The sequence below is a fragment of the Dactylosporangium sp. NPDC051087 genome, assembly GCF_055586325.1.
Map to the genome: position 1 here is coordinate 17,688 of NZ_JBVJIJ010000030.1, position 18,655 is coordinate 36,342.

Below are 18,655 nucleotides of genomic sequence, written 5' to 3' on the forward strand. Positions count from 1 at the left end.
TGCGTACGCCGAAGCTAGCGGCAGCGCTCGAAGTAAGGCAATCGCTACTAGTACACCTGCCACTTTGCAGGGCCTCGACCGTCTGGTGTACTAGTAGCGTGACCGACCAGCCCCCGTATCGAAAGGTCGCGGCGGACATCCGGGAGCGCATCGACGGCGGCGAGCTGGCGCCCGGCGACCTGGTGCCGTCCGCCCGGCAGATCACCCGCGACTGGGGTGTCGCGATCGCCACCGCGACCAAGGCCCTCGCCGTCCTGCGGCAGGAGGGGCTGACGACCGTCCGGCCCGGCATCGGCACCGTCGTCGCCGCCCGCGCCCACCCGCCGTCCGGCGCACCGCCGTCCAGGGCGCCCGAGCTGACCCGCGCCCGGATCGTCGCCACGGCGATCGGCATCGCCGACCGGGAGGGCTTCGCCGAGGTGTCGATGCGCCGGGTCGCCGCCGAGCTCGGCGCCGCCACGATGGCGCTGTACCGGCACGTCGCGAGCAAGGACCACCTCGTGCTGTACATGATCGACGCGGCGTTCGCGGGCGCGCCGCTGCCCACCGTGCCGGCGGCCGGCTGGCGACCGCGGCTCGAAGCGGCCGCCGTCCTGCTGTGGCGGCTGTTCCGCAGGCACCCGTGGCTGGCGCCGACGATGTCGCTGACCCGGCCGCAGCCGACGCTGCACGGCCTCAGGTTCACCGAGTGGGTGCTCGCCTCGTTCGATGCCGTCGAGGGCACCCCGCTGCGGATGGCCGACCGGATGCACGTCCACCTGCTGCTGTTCGCCTACGTCCGCGGCCTCGCCACCACCCTCGAGCTCGAGGCGGACGCCGAGCGGGAGACCGGGATCACCGGCGCCGAGTGGATGGACCAGGGCTTCGGCGGCGCCGAGCTCCCGCCGGACGCGCCGATCTTCCAGCGGCTGGTCGAGGTCGGCGACTTCGACTTCGACCTGGACCGGTTGTTCGTCTTCGGCCTGGACCGGCTCCTCGACGGGCTGACGGTCTTCATCGCCGGCGCGGACGCCGCACCGCGCGGCACCGGGCGGCCGCCGGCAAGGCCCACCTGACGGATCCCCGCCGGCGAGGCGCGCCGCTACGGGCGCGCCGACGCGGGGTGGGGCACCCCCGCCACCAGGTCCCAGAAGCCCAGGAACCGCAGGCGGGGGTCAGCGCTCAGGAGCTGGTGCAGCTCCACCATCAGGCCCTTCCACAAGACCGCGGTCGGCCGGCACTCCAGCACGACCTGGACCACGCCCTGGCCGGCCGGTTCGACGGCCGGCGGGGTCGCGAACTCGGTTGCCGCGTCGAGCCGGTCGCGGTCTGCCTTCACCGCGATCCAGGCCGACACGCCGTCCTGGATCGCGGTGGTCGCGTCGCCGTCCGGCACTGCGTACCGGATGGCGACCGCGAAACTGCCGTCGGCCCGCCGCTGCGGGAAGAGCGTCGCGTCCATGTCCATCCAGCCTCCGCTCGTCGTGATCGTCACGCCCAGCCGCGCGGCGTCATCCCTGATCCGGATGCCATTGTCCCGCCGGACGGCAATGGGCTTGCGTGGAGACGAACGGTCGTGCTTTTCTTGTCGGGTGGGTAAGGGCGAGGAGACCAGGCTCGCGGTGCTCGACGAGGCCGCCAGTGTCGCGCGGGCCGTCGGGCTCGGCGGGCTGACCATCGGCACTCTCGCCGAGCGCACGTCGCTGTCCAAGAGCGGGCTCTTCGGTCACTTCAAGTCGAAGGAGTCGCTGCAGGTGCAGGTGCTGCAGCACGCCCGGGCGCGGTTCGTCGACCGGGTGGTGCGGCCCGCGCTGGGCGCGCCGCGCGGTGAGCCGCGGCTGCGGGTGCTCTTCGACGGGTGGCTGCGGTGGGAGGCGGCGCCCGGCGGGTGCCTGTTCGTCACCGCCGCCGCCGAGTTCCACCACCAGCCCGGCGTCGTGCGCGAGGAGGTCGTCCGGGGTGAGCGCGACATGCTGGAGATGATCTCCACCATGTTCCGCGCCGGGATCGCCGACGGGGCGTTCCGCGCGGACCTGGATCCCGACCGGGCCGCGTTCGACTACGACGGCATCCTTCTCGCCTTCCATCAGGCGTTCCACCTGCTCGAGGACGAGCGGGCCGAGGCGCACGCCCGGGCCGCCCTCGACGCCCTGTTCGCCCACTGCTCCTGACTCACTGCTCCCGACCCGCCGCTCCTGAGGAGAGTCCCCCGATGACCGCTGCCGCAGTGTCGGTACAAAAAAGCACGAACGATCGGTTTTTTCGAGCCCCGCAGCCGCTCCGGCTCGCGTTCCGGTTCCTCGACCACGCCGCGCCCGCCCTCGGTGCCCGGTGGGCGGAGCGGATCTGGTTCCGGCTTCCGACCAGGGCCGCGCCGAGCACGACGACCGGGGAGCCCTTCGTGCTCGGCGGCATCGCCGGCGCCACCTCGGGCGACGGGCCCAACGTCTACCTGCTGCACGGCTGGGCCGGGCACCGCGGGCAGCTGGAGCCGTTCGTCCCCGGGCTCGTCGAGCGCGGCTACCGGGTGATCGCGTTCGACGCGCCCAGCCACGGCGCGTCCGCACCCGGCGCGTTCGGCCCGCACTCCTCGTCCATCCCCGAGTTCGCCGACGCGCTGAACGCCGTCGTCGCCGAGCACGGTCCCGCGGAGAGCATCGTCGCGCACTCCCTCGGCTCGGTCGCCGCCGCCGTGGCGCTGTGCGACGGACTCCGGACCGACCGGCTCGCCATGATCGCCCCGATGGCGTCGATGGCGTCCTACGCCCGGCACTTCGCCGACGTCCTCGGCTTCGGCGAGCGGACCCTGACCAGGCTCACCCGGCGGGTCGAGCGCCGCGTCGGGGCGCCGCTGCACCACTTCGACGTCCCTGCGATCGGCGGCGCCGTAAGGATGCCGCCGACGCTGATCGTGCACGACCGCGAGGACCGGTCGATCCCCGTCGGCAACGGCATCGCGATCGCCGAGGCGTGGCCGTCGGCGCGGCTGCACGTCACCACCGGCCTCGGGCACCGCCGGCTGCTGCGCGAGCCCGCCGTGGTCGCCGAGGTGGTGGAGTTCATCAGCGCGAGCACCTGACGCGCACGCAGTGGTGCGGCTCATATACCCTCGGTGCCGACGACGAGGGTCTATGAAAAGGGACGGTTCCGGGTCTTGACGCACCTCTCCGACGCGCGCCGGTCGCGTGTGGTGCTCGTCGGCTCCAGCACCTACGACAACTTCCCGGCCATCCCCGCCGTCACCAACAACCTCACCGCGCTGCGGGACGTGCTGATCGACCCGGACCGCTGGGGGCTCGACCCCGACGCGTGCCGGGTCGTGCACAACCCCGAGACCCCGCGCGACGTGCACGCCGTCATGCGCCGCGCCGCCGCCGAGGTCGACGTGTCCGGCCTGCTGCTGCTCTATTTCGCCGGGCACGGCGTCATCGACCCCGACACCGGCGTGCTGCACCTCGCGGTCGGGCAGACCATGCCCGACTCGGCGTATTCCAGCGCCGTGCCGTTCGACTGGGTGCGCCGCCTCGTGCAGGGCAGCCGCAGCGCGCACCGGGTCGTCATCCTCGACTGCTGCTACGCCGGGCGGGCCATCCCCGGCCTCGGCGCCGGCGACGACGCGGCGCTCGCCACCCAGGTCGAGATCGACCGCAGCTGCGTGCTCGTCGCCGCGTCCGGCAACCGGATCGCGCTCGCGCCGCCGGACGAGCCGCTCACCGCGTTCACCGGCGTGCTCGTCGACCTGCTCCGCGACGGCGTCGAGGGCGGGCCGGCGCTGCTGGACCTGGGCACCCTGCACGAGGAGATCCGGCGGGTGCAGCGGGCCCGCGGCCGCCCCATCCCGGAGCTGCGCGCCCGCAACGGCGGCGACCACATCCCCATCGTGCACAACGCCGCCGCGCCGCTGCCGACCGCCGCGCCCCCGCAGCCGCCCCGGCCTCAGCCGCCGCGGCCCGACAGCTCCCTCGTCGGGCGGGTCCTGCGCGGGGCGCCGGGCGCCGTCGACCCCGAGCTCGCCGGGGACGTGGCGATCCTCGCCCACTCGCCGATCGAGGGCGCCATCGGCGTGCGCCTGGACCGGCCCGCGACCCGCTCCCCCGCGCACGTGCTCGGCGACCAGCTCGCCGGGTCGCTGCACGTCCACGCGGTCCTCGACGGCGGCCCGGTCCGCGACGTCATCCTGCTGCTCGGCGTGCTGCGGCCCGGGTTCAGCGCCCCGGACGGGTGGCGGGTCGTCGGCGGCGGGCTCGTCGTCGTGCCGCAGGACGCGCATCCGGTCCTGGCGGAGACCGTCGTCGACGCGGCGTACCTGTTCGTCGGCTACCTCGGCTGGCGCCCGCAGCAGCTGGAGGCCGAGCTGGCCGCCGGCGACCTCACCGACGCCGACACCGACCTCGTCACCTGGCTCGACGACCCGCAGCACGCGAGGTGAGGCGATGACAGGCACCGAGCAGAGCCTCGTGAACCGGCTGGTCACCACGATCCGCAAGGGGCGGGACATCACGCTCGTCCTCGGGTCGGGGCTCACCGCCCGGGTCGTGCCCGGCGTGGACCGGATGGTCGACCTCGCCGACGAGTTCGTCGGGCAGACCCTGCAGAACACCGACCTGCAGGCCGCCCTCGCCGGGCTGCGCGCCACCCGCCGCGACGCGGCCCTCTACGCCGCCTACCGGCGCGCGTTCACCGAGTGGCTGTCGCCGGTCGAGTTCGACATCGTCGTGCAGCGCGCCGCCCTGGAGGCGTACCGGCCCGCGCGCGCCGCCACCCCCTCCTGGGAGCGGGTCGGCTACCACCGCGGGGTACAGCTGGAGGACGACCGCGACGCGTGGACCCTGCCGCCGGGCGTGATCGCCGTCGGTGAGCTGCTCGCCGGGCTGCCGGACCGGTTCCAGCGCCGGGTCGTCACCACCAACTTCGACCCGCTCATCGAGATCGCGGTCCGCCGCGCCGGTGGCACCGCACGGGCGCTGACCCTCAACCGCGACGGCACCTTCGCCGGCCCGCTCGGTCCGGCCGACGGCATCGACGTCCTGCATCTGCACGGGTACTGGCGGCCGACGTCCGAATCCGACGAACGCGCGCTGCTGCACGACCCCGAGCCGCTGCGCGCCGACGACCCGGTCGTCACCGCCGCGCTCGCCGAGGCCCTGCGCGGCGACACGATCTGCGTCGCCGGCTACCCGCCGGGCCGCAACGACGCGCTCACCCGGGCGGTGCACGAGCAGGCCGACGTCCTGTGGGCCAGGCACGACGACGACGCGTCCCCCGCCGGTGCCGCCCTGATCTACACCGGCGTCGACGTGGACCGGCTGTTCCCGGCGGTACGCCGCGGCCTCGCCACCCTGCCGCCCTCACCCCCACCGGCCGCCGCACCCGCCGCACCCGCACCGCCCGGCGTCGCGCCCGCGGGCACCGCGCTGCACCGGGTCCACCTGCCCACCCTCGAGGCCGTCCTCGGCGCGCGGCCGTCGGCGGTGGAGCTGCTGCGCCAGCTCGACTACGAGTTCCGCTGGCGGCGCTTCGACGACACCCCCGACACCCCGCTCGACCTGGTGTTCTGGCCGGTACGGCTGCGCCAGCCGACCCTCATCTACGCCGTGCAGGCGACCGTCGCGGCGGCCCTGTCCGCGCGCGGCGTCCGGGTCGTGCTGTGCTTCGACGACCTCGCCGGCGACCAGCACACCCGCAGCTGGCGGGCCAGGTTCACCGACGAGGTCGAGCGCTGGTTCGCCCTCGTCGAGGGCGCCCGGCCGCCCGAGGTCGACTCGCTCATGTCGTTCTGCTCGCCCGGCCGGGTCGCCGAACGCCTCCAGGACCCGGAGCTGCTGCGCCGCCCGACCCACCCGTGGGCGGTGCAGCTGGAGTACTACCGCGGCGACCGGATGATCCTCGACGTCGCCCGCGCGGCGAAGGCGTTCCCCGGCATCGGCGACCTGGACCTCGACGACGCCCTGGTCGGCGCGCAGATCCGCACCACCCGCGCCGAGCGGCTGATGAGCACCCCGGCGATCTGGGCCTACCTGCAGTACCTGCTGCGCGACACCCGCCCCGAGGCCGTCATGACCCTCGGCGGCGAGGACGAGTCGGTCATGTGGGACCAGTGGCACGACACGTTCCCCGACGCGGTCGGTCACCTCTTCCACCCGGTCATGGCCAACGTCCGGCAGGACGCGCGGATGCTCGGCGCCCGCAGCTACCGCGAGGTCGAGGACCACCTGCGCAAGGCGATGCGGCTGGAGAGCTGGGACCGCGAGGACCATTACCTGCACTGGATCGTGCAGCACGCGGTCGTGCTGCACCGGTACCTGCGCAACCGGCCGCCGCTGTCCTTCGACGGGCGGCTGCTCGACTCGTGGGAGACGATCCGCGCCGCGCTGATCGACCCGAGGCAGCGCGCCGGCACGGTCAGGGTCATCGCCCGCGAGGTGGCGGCGCTGCTCATGCACGAGTCGGTCTGATCGGCCCATGCGCGGCACCGCGCCCGGAGGTACCGTCGAAACCATGGGCGCTTCCCCCGCCGACCTGGACGAGCACACCAGCCTGGACGAGCACACCGACCTCGACGAGCACGCCGGCCTCGCCATGCTCGATACCGCGGAGCAGGTCTGGGGTCCGGACCTGCTGGCCTATCTGCTCGGCGCGGGCCTGGACGCGCCCCTGGCGGGCTGGTCCGCCGAGGTCGCCGTCCACGAGCCCGCCACCCGCCGCCGGCTGCGGTGCGTGCTGGAGGTGCAGCGGCTGTTCGACCTCGGCAGCGTCGCCCGCGCCTGGGCCCGTGACCTGCACCCGGCCCTGGGCCTGCGCAGCCCGGCGAGCGTGATCCGCACCGGCGACGAGGACGAGCGCCGGGCGGTGCTCGAGCTCGCCGAACGCGACTCGCTCAAGCCGCGCTGACCGGTTCGGCCACGGACGGGGGCGGGGCGGTGGCATGATTCGCCGCGTGACCCGGCTTTCCGCCCCGGACCGTGTGCTCTCGGCGTCGGACTTCAAGCTCGAGAGCATCGACCTGTACATCACGTCGCGCTGCAACCGGCGCTGCACGTACTGTTTCCTGCCCGACGCCTACTTCGACCGCACCCGGCACATGCCGCCGTCGACGGTCGCCGCGATCGCCGCGTGGGCGGCCGGATCCGCCACCGAGATCACCGTGCTGGGCGGCGAACCGGCGCTGCACCCGCAGTTCACGGCCATCGTCCGGGACACCGCGGCCACCCCGGTCCGGGTCCGGACCGTCACCAACGGCAGCCGGCACTTCCGGGCCGCCCTGCCCGCCGTGCACGAGGCGCTCAGCCGGGTCGCCGTCAGCCTCGACGCCCCGTCCGCCGCCGTCGTCGACCGGCTGCGCGGCCGCGGCGCGTTCGCCGACGCCGTCGCGACCGTCGACGAGCTGCGCGCCGCCGGGGTGCCGTTCGACCTCAACTGCACCGTCCTGAAGGACACCGTCGCCCTGGTGCCGCAGATGCTCGCGTACGCCGAGGCCAGCGGCGCCGGCCGGCTCAACATGCACTGGTTCTCACCCGTCGGCCGGGGCGCCGAGCACGCCGCCGACCAGTCCGTGCCCGCCGGCGTGTGGCGGCGCGAGGTGCTCGACGTGGTCGCCGGCTACCGCCCGGCCCGGCAGTCGTTCACCGTCGACTGCCAGGTCGCCTTCGACTTCCCGGTGCCCGGCGCGGACCGCGGGGTGTGCGCCGTCCGTGACCGCACCAACCTGCAGTTCCTGCCCAGCGGCGCCGTCTTCGCGTGCGGGATGCTGCTGGAGGACGAGGACCTCGCCGCGTACCGGTGGCACGACGGCCGGCTGATCCGCCGCGGCGGCGACACCGAGCTGGCCCGCACCGCCGGGCGCTGTCACGGGTGCCCGCTGCGGCAGGAGGACGGCGGGCACCGGCCGATCTGCATCTACAACCGGCTGGCCGTCTAGCTGATCAACGAACGGAGGGGACGAGCTCCTCACGGATCCAGCTCCGCAGTAGGGTCGGGGTGGTGGTCAGCACCGAACGGTCCTGCTCGGGCACGAAGTCGTCGCGCAGGCCGGTGGACATTCCGAGCACCGCGTCCGCCATGGCGGGCGGCATGCCCGCCCGCAGGTACTGCTCGCGCATCTGCTCGTCGGCGATCCGCTCGACGCGCACCTCCCGGCCGAGCTCGTCCGTGAGGATCTTCGCGACCTGGGTCCAGGTCAGGTCCTCGGGGCCGTGGACGGCCTGGACGCGGCGGCCGCTCCACCGGTCGCTCAGCAGGGCGAGCGCGGCCACCTCGGCGACGTCCCGCGGGGCGACCCAGCTCATCGGGGCGTCGAGGGGCAGCACGGTCTGCAGCAGCCCGGTCCTCACCGACTCCACCTCGAACAGCAGGTTGGTGAAGAAGTAGCCGCACCGCAGGTGCGTGACGTCAGCGCCGCAGTTGTCGAGGGCGACCTCCGTCTCCGAGAGGCCGTCGATCTCACCCGCGCCGTGCCGCTTCTCCGCGCCGACGCTGCTCTGGAACACGACCCGTCCGATCCGGTTCGCCTCGACCGCGGCGACGACGGACTCCGTCGCGCGGCGGTAGTCGGCCAACGGGTCGGCGGACTCGGCGGGCGGGTCGACCCAGTAGACGGCATCGGCACCGGCGGTGGCCGAGATGACCTGGCTCGGCTCGCGCGAGTCGGTCGCCACCAGGTCGGCGTGCCCGGCGACGGCGGCGGGGATGTTCTCCGGGTGGCGGGTGAGCAGCACCGGCGTGACGCCGGCCCGGATGAGCATGCGCGTCAGATGCCGGCCCACGTTGCCCTGAGGTGTTGTGACGGCGATTCTCATAACCTCCACGCTAGCCACAGATGCGGCCTGTTACTGGCCGTATCCCAGGGGATCCTGGACTCATGGACTCCCCCTCGACACGGTCACTGGAACTCCTGGCGCTCCTGCAGTCAGGGCGGGAGTGGAGCGTCCACGACCTCGCGGCCCGCTTGCGGGTCAGCGGGCGCACCGTTCGCCGGGACGCGATGCGCCTGCGCGACATGGGCTACGACGTCAGCTCCCGCCCGGGCCCGGGCGCTGCCTACGCGCTGCGGCCGAGCGTGAAGATCCCGCCGTTGCTGCTCGGCGCGGACGAGGTCTCGACGATCATCACGAGCCTGCTGGTCCTCGAAGCGTGGCTGCCCGGCGACGCCACGGCCGCGACCGCGCGCACGAAGCTCGAACAGGTACTGCCCGAGAGCCTGCGGCGGCGTGCCGCAGCGGTGGCGCTGTCGACCCAGGTCCTGCGCGAGGCTCCCACGTCAGTGGACTGGGAGCTCGTCGGCACCATCGCGGACGCCGTCGCGACGGGTGCGCGCCTCGCGTTCGACTACGCGGACCGGCACGGCCGCCGTTCGCGCCGCACGGTCGAGCCGTATCGGCATCTCCTGCGCCGGCGGCACTGGTACCTCGTCGCCTACGACCTCGACCGCGACGACTGGCGTCTCTTCCGGCTCGACCGGATGCGGGCCTGCACAACCTTGCCCGGACCACATGAGGGTCGCGCCTTCCCCTGGGACTCGATCGAAGACTGGCTCACGAGCGACTCCGGCACCGGCGACGCGCACCGCTAGAACAGCAGCTCCCTGGCGTCGGGCAGACCCTGGGAGCGCAGCCAGGAGCGGGCCAGCTCCGCGTAGTTTCGCGGCTCCGGCGCGGCGATGAGACCGGCGACCTGCGAGCGGGCCGCGGCGATCTGCGGTGGCGGGCCCTCGAACTCCGCATACGTCCCCAGCCGGGGCAGCTCGTCGACCGCGACGACCAGGGCGCCGCGGCGGAACTCGCGGCGGCGCTTCGCCAGGCGCCACACCAGGGTGAGACCTTGGGCGGCGAACGCCGCCCGGACGAACGCGGCCTCGACGGGGAACTCGACCTCGACCCGGCGGTAGGTGCCGTCGGGCGCGTGCGTGCGGGGGCCCTTGAAGCCGGCCGTCGCGAGGCCTGCCACCACCCGCAGGCGGCTCACGAGGTCCTGCCCGCGCAGCCGGCCGTCAGGGGTGTCGTAATACTCGTCGAGCTGCTCCTGCACCGGCCCGTGCGCGAACCCGAGCGTCGCGAGCCTGGCCCGCAGCGCCGCGGGGTCGGGCACGGGATGCTTGCTCTCGACCTCGTCCACCCCGCCGGCCACGCCGTCAATGCTACGGGCCGCCGGGGTGGCGACGACGTCCTCGAATGTGTCAGGACGCGGCGGCCAGCCACAGGTCGGCGGGGCTGCCGAGCCGGGTGGACTCGACGCAGACCTGGCGATACGCGGTGGCCGTGGTCGAGTGGGCCAGCATGCCGCGCACCCCGTGCAGCTGCAGCGCCGTCCGGCTGGCCGTCTGCGCGTGTTCGGCCAGCGCGGCCAGTACACCTGCCGCCGGCACCGCGTCGCCGGGCTCGAACCCCTTGTCGAACTTCCACGCCGCCTCGTGCAGGACGAGCCGCCAGCCGTCGCCCTCCCCGATCAGGGTGGCCAGCCGGTGCGCGACCGTCTGCCGCTCGACCAGGGGCTTGCCGGACTGGACGCGGGTGTTGACGTGTGCGCGGGCGACCTCGAGGATGCGGTCCGCGGTGCCGAGCAGCACCGCGGCCTGACGGATCCGGGCCGCGGTGAGCGCGCGCAGCCAGTGCTCCGGCGTGATGGTCAGCGGGGTGGCGGGCGCGCCGTCGAAGTGGATCCGGGTCGCGGGCGTGCCGAAGTGTTCGACGGACTCCGTGAGGCAGGTGGCGGGGTCGGCGACGACTAGGTGCCACGCGTCGTCCTCGGTGCGCACCACGCACAGCCCGACGGTGGCGCGCGGCAGCGGCTCCGACTCGCCCCACAGGGTGCCGTCGGCCTTGGCGCGGATGCCGGACGGGGTGCGGGCGCCGATCACGACGGCCTGCTTCGCGCCCTCCAGCAGTTCCGCGACGGTGTCCGCGGGCACGTCCGGCAGGCCGTCGAGGAGGTCGAGCGCGAACGCGGTGTCGCGGTAGGCGGCGAGGGGCTGCAGTGCGTGGCCGAGACGGTCGTTGACGACGATGTCGGCGCCGAGTCCGAGCGCGGCGCCGCCGAGGTCCGCCGGCGCGCCGAGCGCGGGCACGCCGATCGTGCCGAGCTGCGCGGACAGGTCGCCGGTGCGGGTGAGCACGGCGTCGACCGCGTCGTGCAGGCGCTGCTGCAGGGCGTCCAGGCGCGGCCCGCCGGGAGCGGCGACACCGCCTGTGTCGAAGACCCGGGCGCTGCTCAGGATGTCGATCATCACTTCGGACGCGCCGCCGGAGATCGTGACGCCGGGCGACTCGCGCAGCGCCGCCTCCAGGATCCGGTCCCCCGCGCCGGGTCCCGGCACGAGCACGTCGGGTCCGAGCGCGTCCAGGGCCCACCAGGCGATGCGCTGGCCGGTCTCGCTGCAGTGCCACTTCGCGAACGACGACTCGGCGATGTCGGCGTTGCCGTCCTGCAGGTTCTGCATGACCTGGCAGCTGAGCAGCTTGCTGGCGGCGAGGCGGGTGCGGTGCCGGGCCAGCCCGACCCGCGTGACGTCGCCGGGCCGGCGGCCGTCGGCGTCGAGGCGCTCGGCGATCATGTTCAGCCAGTGCCGGCCGCGCGCGTAGTAGTCCAGGCCGGTGCGTTCCGCGGCGAACATCTGCGTGATCAGCGACCAGCCCGCGCCGGGCGGGCCGAAGACCGCGTCGTCGCCGACGTGCACGTCGCTGAACCAGATGTCGTGGAACTGCTCGTTGGCGAGGCTCGGGATGGGCCTGATCGTCACCCCCGGCGTGTCCAGCGGCACCAGGAAGAGGGTGATGCCCTCGTAGACGCTGGCCTGCGGGTCGGTGCGCACCGCGATCAGCGCGAAGTCGGCGTAGGCGCTCTTGAGGTTGTAGGTCTTGCGCCCGTTGAGGACCCAGCCGTCGCCGTCCCGGACGGCGGTCGTGGTGAGGGCCGCGAGGTCGGAGCCGTTGGTCGGCTCGGTGAACAGGATGCAGGCCGTCGTCTCGGCGCTCGCCATCGCCGGCAGCAGGTCCTTGCGCTGCCGCTCGCTGCCGGACGCCAGGATCAGCGAGCCGACGTTCTGCACCGAGATGCAGTACAGGTTCTGCGGGATGCCGTGCGCGACGAGCTGCTCCAGCAGCGTCACCGTCGCGGTGTGGTCGAGGTCGCGGCCGCCGTACTCGGCCGGCCACGAGGGCGCGAGGATGCCGGCGGCGCCGAGGTGCCGGTACAGGGGGCGGACGTCGCCGTCCATCCCGTCCCTGCGGGCATGGACGTCCTGCAGCAGCCGCGCCGTCTCCGGCGAACGCAGCACCTGCTCGACCTCGGCGGCGAAGTCGAGGGTGTCCTGGGGAACATCGAAATCCATGCTCAGGCTCCTAAAGTCAGACGCCCCGCAGGGCGGCGTGGACCTCCCGCACGACCCGGGCGTGGTGCTCGGTGAGGAAGAAGTGCCCGCCGGGCAGCACGGACAGCGCGAACGGTCCCGAGGTCTGCTCGCCCCACGGGGCCATCGCCGCCGGCGGCACCCCCGGGTCGTCGTCGCCGCACCACGCGGTGACCGGGCACGACAGCAGCGGTCCCGGCTGCATGCGGTAGCTCTCGATCATCGAGAAGTCCGCCCTGAGCATCGGCATGAGCAGGTCGAGCAGGTCGTCGTGCTCGAAGACGGTCTCGTCCGCCGCGCCGTAGTCGCGCAGCATGTCGATGAACTCGGCGCGGGGCAGGTCGCTGACTGGCTCCCGCGGCCGGACGATCGGCGGCGCGGGCCGGCCCGTCACGAACAGGTGCCGCACGGGCCGGTCGGCGGTCCTGAGCCGCCGGGCGACCTCGAACGCGAGGATGCCGCCCATGCTGTGGCCGAACAGCACGATCTCGGTCGGCTCCGCGGCGATCGCCTCGGCGAGCTGGTCGGCGAGGCCGCCCAGGTCGGTGGCGGGCGGCTCGGCCATCCGGGCACCGCGCCCCGGCAGCTGCACCGGCACGAGCTCGACCCGGCCGGTGAAGTACCGCTCCCAGGCGGCGTAGTAGGTGGCCGAGCCGCCGGCGAACGGGAAGCAGTAGAGGCTGTGCGTGGCGGTGACCGACCGGAACCGCTGGTCGAACCACGAGCCGGCCTGCGTCGTCTGCTGGATGCTCACAGCGCGGCCGCCACCTTCCGCGGCGTGAACCGCACCGGCAGGCTCTTGTAGCCCGGCACGAAGTGCGACGCGACGTGCTGGACCTCGCCGGCGATCTCGACGGTGTCCACCATGTCGAGCATCTCCTCGATGAAGATCTGCAGCGTCACCTTCGCCATGCCCGCCCCGATGCAGTAGTGCGGGCCGATCCCGAACGCGAGGTGCTTGTTGGGCCGGCGGTTCAGGTCGAACGTGTAGGGGTCGTCGAAGACCCGCTCGTCGCGGTTGGCGGAGCCGAGCCAGGCGCTGACGGGGTCGCCGGCCTTGATGGTCTGGCCCTGCAGCTCGACGTCCTGGATGGCGTACCGCATCAGCGCGGTCACCGGGGACGCCCAGCGCAGCACCTCGGCGAGGGCGATCTGGATGTCGTCGCGGTTGTCGCGCAGCCGCTCGAACTGCTCCGGATGCTGCGCCCACTGCGAGAACAGGGTGCACAGCGTGTGCGGCGTGGTCACGTTGGCGCCGATGAGCAGCACGTAGCCGTTGACCATCGCCTGCTGCTCCGACATGGGCCCCTCGGACAGGTCCATGTTGCGCATGACGCCGATCGCGTCGGGGTGCTCGGCGCCGCGCTCGCGCAGCGCGAACTGCTCCCGGAACGCCTCGAACATCTGGTGCCGGGCCTGCCGCACCGTGGCCATCGCGTTGCCGGAGGCGTAGGTCGGGTCCTCGTAGGCGATCGTCATCATCACCACGTGCATGAGGTGCTCCCAGTCCTCCTTGGGCAGCCCCATCAGCGTTCCGGTGATCGACATCGCGAACATCATCGTGTCGTGCGCGATGTCGTGGACGTCCTTGTCGATGGCCCGCCGGATCGCGTCGCGCGCCAGCCCGCGGATCAGCTCGTCGTGCGTCTCGACCAGCTCCGGCGCGAACGCCGGGTTGAGCGGCTTGCGCAGCTCGCCGTGGCGCGGCGGGTCGGTGTCGGCGAGCATGTCGTCGGTGGCGATGTCCGGCGTGTTCAGGTCCAGGACGCTGAGGATCGTGCCGCGCCGCGACGAGAACTCGGTCGGGGTGCGCAGCACCCTGGTGACGTCCTCGTGCCGGGTCACCACCCAGAACGGTTCGCGGTCGCCGCCCGGGTCGGCCTTGTAGACCGGCGCCACATCGCGCAGGTGCGCCCACAGCGCGTGCATGTCCGTCACGGCGTGGAACGCGGAGTTGAGCAGGTCGGGGTCGTCGAACTGCACCGGACAGAACGGCGGCGTTGAGATAATCATCAACCATGCCTTTCGCTGGCGGAGTGTCGTATGTGTCGACTGTCGCCCAAGGCCACAGTAACTGCGGAGTCTGCAGGCGGCAACCCGAGCTGGACCTCAGCAGATCCGGATCCGTCGATCCCACAGCTGCTCGTAGAACGGCAGGTGGTGCTCGTAATAGCGGCGCAGCAACGGATCCGTCTCGATCGTCCGCTCGTACGAGCGCTCCGTGCGCCGGACGGTGGAGCTCTCGCTGACGTCGGTGTGCCAGCGTGCGGACTGCCGCCACTCGGGCCGCTCCCCCGGCTGCCACCGCAGTATGTCCTCGCTGAAGGGCAGACCCACCGCCGCGCAGTACGCGCGCACCGTGGCCTCGGGGCGGTCGACGAGGTCGTCGGAGTCCACGACCAGGGGTTCGCCACCGGCGTCGAGCACCGCCTGGTGGATGCGGTGCAGATACTGCACGCCGACCTCGTGCAGCGCGATGTCGGGCTTGATCGCCGCGTACGACGGGATGATCTCCTTCGGGTGCCGCAGCAGGAACGCGTGCCGGGCGCCCTTGAGGAAGTCCTCGCGGGCGAAGAGGTCGTCGTAGCGGCAGTCGGTGGTGTCCTTGAAGAACACCGTCGCGCCCGCCGACTGCTCCAGCAGCGCGTCCATCAGCGCGTCGTAGGAGTCGGCCTCGCGGTCGCCGGCCCCGGTGCGGCCGTCGTTGGCGATGTTGCAGAACGGCTCGTGGACGGCGAGGAGGTCGTCGCGCTCCAGCATCATCCGGAAGAACACGGTGGAGCGGGACCGCGGCGCGCTCCACAGGGCGAGCAGCCCGCTCATGTCGACTCCACCTCCTCGAGGGTGCCGACGAGCCAGTCGACGATGCACCCGGCGACGTCGACGTCGGTGGCGTCGATCGCGCCGTGGAACTCCGGCGTGTGGTTGACCTCGTTGGCGTAGAGGCGCTCCTCCTGGTCGATCAGCAGGTCGACGCCGAGGAACCCGCCGCCGACCGCGTTCGCCGCGGCCACCGCGAGGTCGTTGAGCTCGTCGGTGATCGGGCAGGGCGTGGGCGCGCCGCCGATGGCGGTGTTGGTGCGCCAGTCGTCGACCGCGTTCTTGTAGATCGCGCACACGACCCGGTCACCGGCGACGTAGGACTTGATGTCGCGGCCCGGCTTGTCGATGTGCTCCTGCAGGTAGTACACGTGCTGCTGCGGGTTGGGCAGCGCGGCACGGTGCTCCAGGATCGCCCGGCCCTGCTCCTCGTCGTGGACCCGCGCCGTCAGGTTGCCCCACGACCCGGTCACCGGCTTCACGACCAGCGGGTAGCCGATCTTCGGCATGGCGTCCAGCGCGGCGGGGGTCCCCCACGCGACCGCCGCCTGCGGGATCGGCAGGCCGGCGTTGTGGAAGGCGAGGGTGGTGCGCAGCTTGTCGCCGCACGTCTCCAGCACCGGCGGCCGGTTGAGCGTCGGCACCCCGAGCGCGTCCAGCGTCGACGCGACCGACGAGGAGCGGCTGTGGCTGACCTCGCGCATGAGCGCCGCGCGGTACGGCGGCCGCCCGTCGGCGAGCATGACCGTCAGCTTCCGGGGGTCGACGTACTCGTGGCGCAGCCCGCGCCGCTGCATGGTTTCGAGGATCAGCCGCTCCTCCCGCCGGACCCGGGAGGCGACGACGGCGATCGGCATGTCTGTGATGTCCACGATGGCCCTTCTGTGTTCGGCCCGGCGGGCGTGACCCTGTGCGGTCACCCCTGCCGGGACACGGCGTCCGCGGTGTTTCCGGCCCAGCGGGTCACGCCTGCCGGGCCACGGCGTCGGCGGTGCGGTCGAGCTGGTCGAGCGCGACCTCGAGACGGCGCAGGAGCTCGGCGCTGTGCTCGCGCAGCTCGGCCGGGCGGTGCCGGTCCCAGACCCGCGAGTGCGCGCCGGTCATCCGCACGCCCGTCCAGCCGTGCGCGACGGCGTCGACCCGGGCCGCGGCCTCGGCGAGGTCGGGGATGCGCCATTCGACGCCCCGCCGGCGCAGGAACTCCGCGTGCAGGCCCGTCTGCGCCTGGATGTTCCAGCTGATGACGTAGAGCTCGCTCAGCGCGACCTCGGCCGCGCCGGACGCGGGCGGCAGCGCGCACAGCTCGCCGAGGTAGTCCCGCAGGCCCTGCACCCCGGACAGGGTGTCGCCCTCGGACGGCCGGCGGTAGCGGGCCACGTTCTCCCGGATGGCGCTCGCCACCCATTCGCGGTCCGGCTCCGGTACCTCACCCCGCATGCGGGCGTGCAGCCAGCGGCGGTCGCTCGGACTGGCGCTGAAGAACACGTCGCCGTCGTCCGCCGGGTTCGCCGAGCCCCAGCTGGCCAGGAAGTCCGCGATCGGGATCGGGCCCTGGAACGCCGGCGGCTGGGCGTCGGACACGAACACCTCGGTGTCGGTGATCCGGTACACCACCAGCAGGTGCGCGGCGTGCACGTCGTGGAAGGCGGGCCGGAACGGCAGGTGGAAGTTGTCCACCGCGGCGATCGGCAGCACCCCGGCGGCGAGCGCGTCGCGCAGCTCGTCGAGCCCCGCCTCCTTGCTCTGGTGCCACGTCGATTCGAACGGGTGGTAGAGCGCGAGCCGCTTGGCGAGGGAGTCGGGCGCCGCGTGGTAGTAGTACTCCTCGGTCGTCCAGGCGCCGGCCTTGCGGCGGAACTCCCACGGCGCGCCCAGCACGGTGACCGGGTCGTGCCCGTCGTGCAGGAGCACGGTCGCCATGGTGCCGTGCAGACAGCTGCCGAGGTCGCGGGTCCACAACTGGACCTGGTTGAGGGTGCTGGCTGTGATCATGCCGTCGCACCCTCCGCGAGGCGCACCTCGACGCCGGTCACCAGCGTGACCGCGAAGACGTGCAGGGCGACCAGCCGGGGCAGCCGCAGCGCCTGGGCGGTGCCGTGCCGCGGCATCCCGATCCGGGACAGCCACATCGTGGTGGGCAGGCCCTGCTGGACGTGGTGCGGGTAGTGCATCTTCGCGGTCTTGAACGCGGGCTCCTCACCGAACGCGGGTGTGCCGTCGAGGAAGTCCGAGACACCCACCCGCAGCGGGTCGGCGTAGCCGTCGTCGTAGTGCACCCACAGGATGTCCTCGCTGCGCCGCTCGGAGGCGGCCAGCAGGTAGATCCAGTCGTAGCGGCCCGGCGGGACGTCGATGACCTGCCCCTCGGCGCGGACGTTGTCGCCGTCGGCGCCGGCGTCCGGCCACATGAACGGGATGCCGGCGACCTCGACCAGGGCGCGCGGCGCGGGCAGCTCCTCGGCGGGGAACGAGTTGCCCCACGCGTTGATGCGGCCGGCGGTCAGCTCGCCGGCGCCGCTCGTCGCCCGGTTGTTGAGCAGATCGTCGATGTTGATCAGGCAGAACTCCGGGCGCGTCGTCGTGGCGGGCAGCCGCTGCACGACGCGGCCGGGCGCGCTGGATACCTGGCTGCTCATCGAACCCTCCAATCAGTACAGCGAGAGAGCCTGCAGGGAGCTGTGCGTCCGCCCGTTCACCTCGGCGAGGTCCGGCACGGTGTTGAAGTCGACGATCATCGTGTCCCGCCAGCCGGGCACGTCGCGGTCCTCGGTGCGGATCTCGCTGACGGCGTGCTCCATCGTCGTGTCGGACAGCACCAGCGCCTCGAGCGGCTCGGTCATCGTGACCCGGTGCCGGGCCCGCTCCTCGCCGCGGCGGAAGACCTGGCTCTCGCCGCCGACGCAGTGGTGCCGGCCGATGAGGTGGATCGCCACGTATTCGTGACCGTCGGAGTGCCGGCCCTCGGGTGCGGGCTCGGAGACCTCGTCGGGCTCGGCGATGACGCGGATCATGTGGATGCCGAGCTCCCAGTCGCGGCTGCCGGCCGCGTCGTTGACCAGGCCGACGGACTCCTGCAGGATTTCGCTGAAGCGGCAGCTGGTGAGGGCGTCGTCGGTCAGCGGCTCGAAGACGCGCAGCTGGTCGCCGAACGCCCGGTTGATCTTCTTGCTCTGGAAGAACTCGGTGCCGAGCAGCGGTTCCAGGGTGCCGTCGCGGTGGGCGAGCACCCGGCCGTACCGCCGGTTGCGCCGGCACCTGGCGGGGCCGAGATAGGCGTCCGGGACGAGGTCGTCCCAGGCGGCCGTGAAGCGTTGCCAGTCATGTCCCTCGGTCGGCAGCGGCAGGCGGCCGTGTGCCCAACCGAGCTGCGCGACGTCACCGGCGCGGAGGTCTTCTGAGTTGTCCATCAGCGGCTTTCCCCTCGATGGGTCAACGTGAACGAGTGCGGACACTCGGGGCCTTGTCCAAAGAATACTGTGCACCCGACACCGCGTCCTGTCGAGTGTCGCTCGCCCA

The 18,655-nt window shown here is 72.9% G+C and carries 19 protein-coding genes; 8 read left to right on the top strand and 11 right to left on the bottom strand.

Annotation, left to right across the window (positions count from 1 at the left end; all coding sequences use genetic code 11):
* Positions 1 to 98 precede the first annotated feature (98 nt).
* Positions 99 to 1,055, top strand: coding sequence for a GntR family transcriptional regulator (locus ACZ6TV_RS42905; protein WP_465305103.1), 957 nt, complete (start codon positions 99 to 101; stop codon positions 1,053 to 1,055).
* 26 nt (positions 1,056 to 1,081) lie between these two features.
* Here the strand turns inward: ACZ6TV_RS42905 and ACZ6TV_RS42910 are convergent, their stop codons facing one another.
* Complete coding sequence (locus ACZ6TV_RS42910) at positions 1,082 to 1,447, bottom strand: hypothetical protein (protein WP_465305105.1); 366 nt, start codon at positions 1,445 to 1,447, stop codon at positions 1,082 to 1,084.
* 124 nt (positions 1,448 to 1,571) lie between these two features.
* On the opposite strand from ACZ6TV_RS42910, the gene ACZ6TV_RS42915 reads away from it, so the two are divergent.
* From ACZ6TV_RS42915 to ACZ6TV_RS42940, 6 genes are all read left to right on the top strand, one after another.
* The gene (locus ACZ6TV_RS42915) at positions 1,572 to 2,150 is read left to right on the top strand and encodes a TetR/AcrR family transcriptional regulator (RefSeq protein WP_465305106.1); all 579 of its coding nucleotides are present in this window, start codon (positions 1,572 to 1,574) and stop codon (positions 2,148 to 2,150) included.
* Between the two features lie 41 nt (positions 2,151 to 2,191).
* Entirely contained in the window at positions 2,192 to 3,058 is an 867-nt protein-coding gene (locus ACZ6TV_RS42920) for an alpha/beta fold hydrolase (RefSeq protein ID WP_465305108.1), read from the top strand.
* Positions 3,059 to 3,133: 75 nt separating this feature from the next.
* Positions 3,134 to 4,408, top strand: coding sequence for a YqgE/AlgH family protein (locus ACZ6TV_RS42925; RefSeq protein ID WP_465305110.1), 1,275 nt, complete (start codon positions 3,134 to 3,136; stop codon positions 4,406 to 4,408).
* A gap of 4 nt (positions 4,409 to 4,412) precedes the next feature.
* Positions 4,413 to 6,434, top strand: coding sequence for a hypothetical protein (locus ACZ6TV_RS42930; RefSeq protein WP_465305112.1), 2,022 nt, complete (start codon positions 4,413 to 4,415; stop codon positions 6,432 to 6,434).
* A 43-nt stretch (positions 6,435 to 6,477) separates the two neighbouring features.
* Complete coding sequence (locus tag ACZ6TV_RS42935; RefSeq protein WP_465305114.1) at positions 6,478 to 6,870, top strand: hypothetical protein; 393 nt, start codon at positions 6,478 to 6,480, stop codon at positions 6,868 to 6,870.
* A 46-nt stretch (positions 6,871 to 6,916) separates the two neighbouring features.
* Positions 6,917 to 7,897 (top strand): radical SAM protein, encoded by a 981-nt coding sequence (locus ACZ6TV_RS42940; RefSeq protein ID WP_465305116.1) that lies wholly within the window; start codon positions 6,917 to 6,919, stop codon positions 7,895 to 7,897.
* A gap of 4 nt (positions 7,898 to 7,901) precedes the next feature.
* On the opposite strand, the gene ACZ6TV_RS42945 is transcribed toward ACZ6TV_RS42940, so the two are convergent.
* Positions 7,902 to 8,774 (bottom strand): NAD(P)H-binding protein, encoded by an 873-nt coding sequence (locus tag ACZ6TV_RS42945; RefSeq protein WP_465305118.1) that lies wholly within the window; start codon positions 8,772 to 8,774, stop codon positions 7,902 to 7,904.
* A 62-nt stretch (positions 8,775 to 8,836) separates the two neighbouring features.
* Here ACZ6TV_RS42945 and ACZ6TV_RS42950 point away from each other — a divergent pair, with 62 nt between their 5' ends.
* On the top strand, positions 8,837 to 9,547 hold the full coding sequence (locus ACZ6TV_RS42950) for a helix-turn-helix transcriptional regulator (protein ID WP_465305120.1): 711 nt from the start codon (positions 8,837 to 8,839) through the stop codon (positions 9,545 to 9,547).
* Here the strand turns inward: ACZ6TV_RS42950 and ACZ6TV_RS42955 are convergent.
* From ACZ6TV_RS42955 to ACZ6TV_RS42995, 9 genes are all read right to left on the bottom strand, one after another.
* Positions 9,544 to 10,101: a class IV adenylate cyclase gene (locus tag ACZ6TV_RS42955; RefSeq protein WP_465305122.1), complete on the bottom strand. Its 558-nt coding sequence runs from the start codon at positions 10,099 to 10,101 to the stop codon at positions 9,544 to 9,546. The genes ACZ6TV_RS42950 and ACZ6TV_RS42955 overlap by 4 nt on opposite strands.
* Before the next feature lie 49 nt (positions 10,102 to 10,150).
* Positions 10,151 to 12,301 (bottom strand): acyl-CoA dehydrogenase, encoded by a 2,151-nt coding sequence (locus ACZ6TV_RS42960; RefSeq protein ID WP_465305124.1) that lies wholly within the window; start codon positions 12,299 to 12,301, stop codon positions 10,151 to 10,153.
* 16 nt (positions 12,302 to 12,317) lie between these two features.
* Positions 12,318 to 13,073, bottom strand: coding sequence for a thioesterase II family protein (locus ACZ6TV_RS42965; RefSeq protein ID WP_465305126.1), 756 nt, complete (start codon positions 13,071 to 13,073; stop codon positions 12,318 to 12,320).
* Positions 13,070 to 14,332, bottom strand: a complete 1,263-nt coding sequence (locus ACZ6TV_RS42970; RefSeq protein WP_465305128.1) for a cytochrome P450 — start codon at positions 14,330 to 14,332, stop codon at positions 13,070 to 13,072. Before ACZ6TV_RS42970 ends, ACZ6TV_RS42965 begins: the two co-directional genes overlap by 4 nt.
* A 96-nt stretch (positions 14,333 to 14,428) precedes the next feature.
* Positions 14,429 to 15,142 (bottom strand): sulfotransferase-like domain-containing protein, encoded by a 714-nt coding sequence (locus ACZ6TV_RS42975; RefSeq protein ID WP_465305130.1) that lies wholly within the window; start codon positions 15,140 to 15,142, stop codon positions 14,429 to 14,431.
* Entirely contained in the window at positions 15,139 to 16,011 is an 873-nt protein-coding gene (lysX, locus tag ACZ6TV_RS42980) for a lysine biosynthesis protein LysX (RefSeq protein ID WP_465305132.1), read from the bottom strand. The genes ACZ6TV_RS42975 and lysX overlap by 4 nt, the downstream gene beginning before the upstream one ends.
* A 91-nt stretch (positions 16,012 to 16,102) precedes the next feature.
* Entirely contained in the window at positions 16,103 to 17,131 is a 1,029-nt protein-coding gene (locus ACZ6TV_RS42985; RefSeq protein WP_465305134.1) for a BtrH N-terminal domain-containing protein, read from the bottom strand.
* A complete protein-coding gene (locus tag ACZ6TV_RS42990) occupies positions 17,128 to 17,775 on the bottom strand; it encodes a hypothetical protein (protein WP_465305136.1) in 648 nt (215 codons plus the stop codon). The genes ACZ6TV_RS42985 and ACZ6TV_RS42990 overlap by 4 nt, the downstream gene beginning before the upstream one ends.
* A 12-nt stretch (positions 17,776 to 17,787) precedes the next feature.
* Positions 17,788 to 18,546 (bottom strand): 2OG-Fe dioxygenase family protein, encoded by a 759-nt coding sequence (locus ACZ6TV_RS42995; RefSeq protein WP_465305138.1) that lies wholly within the window; start codon positions 18,544 to 18,546, stop codon positions 17,788 to 17,790.
* Between the last annotated feature and the right edge of the window lie 109 nt (positions 18,547 to 18,655).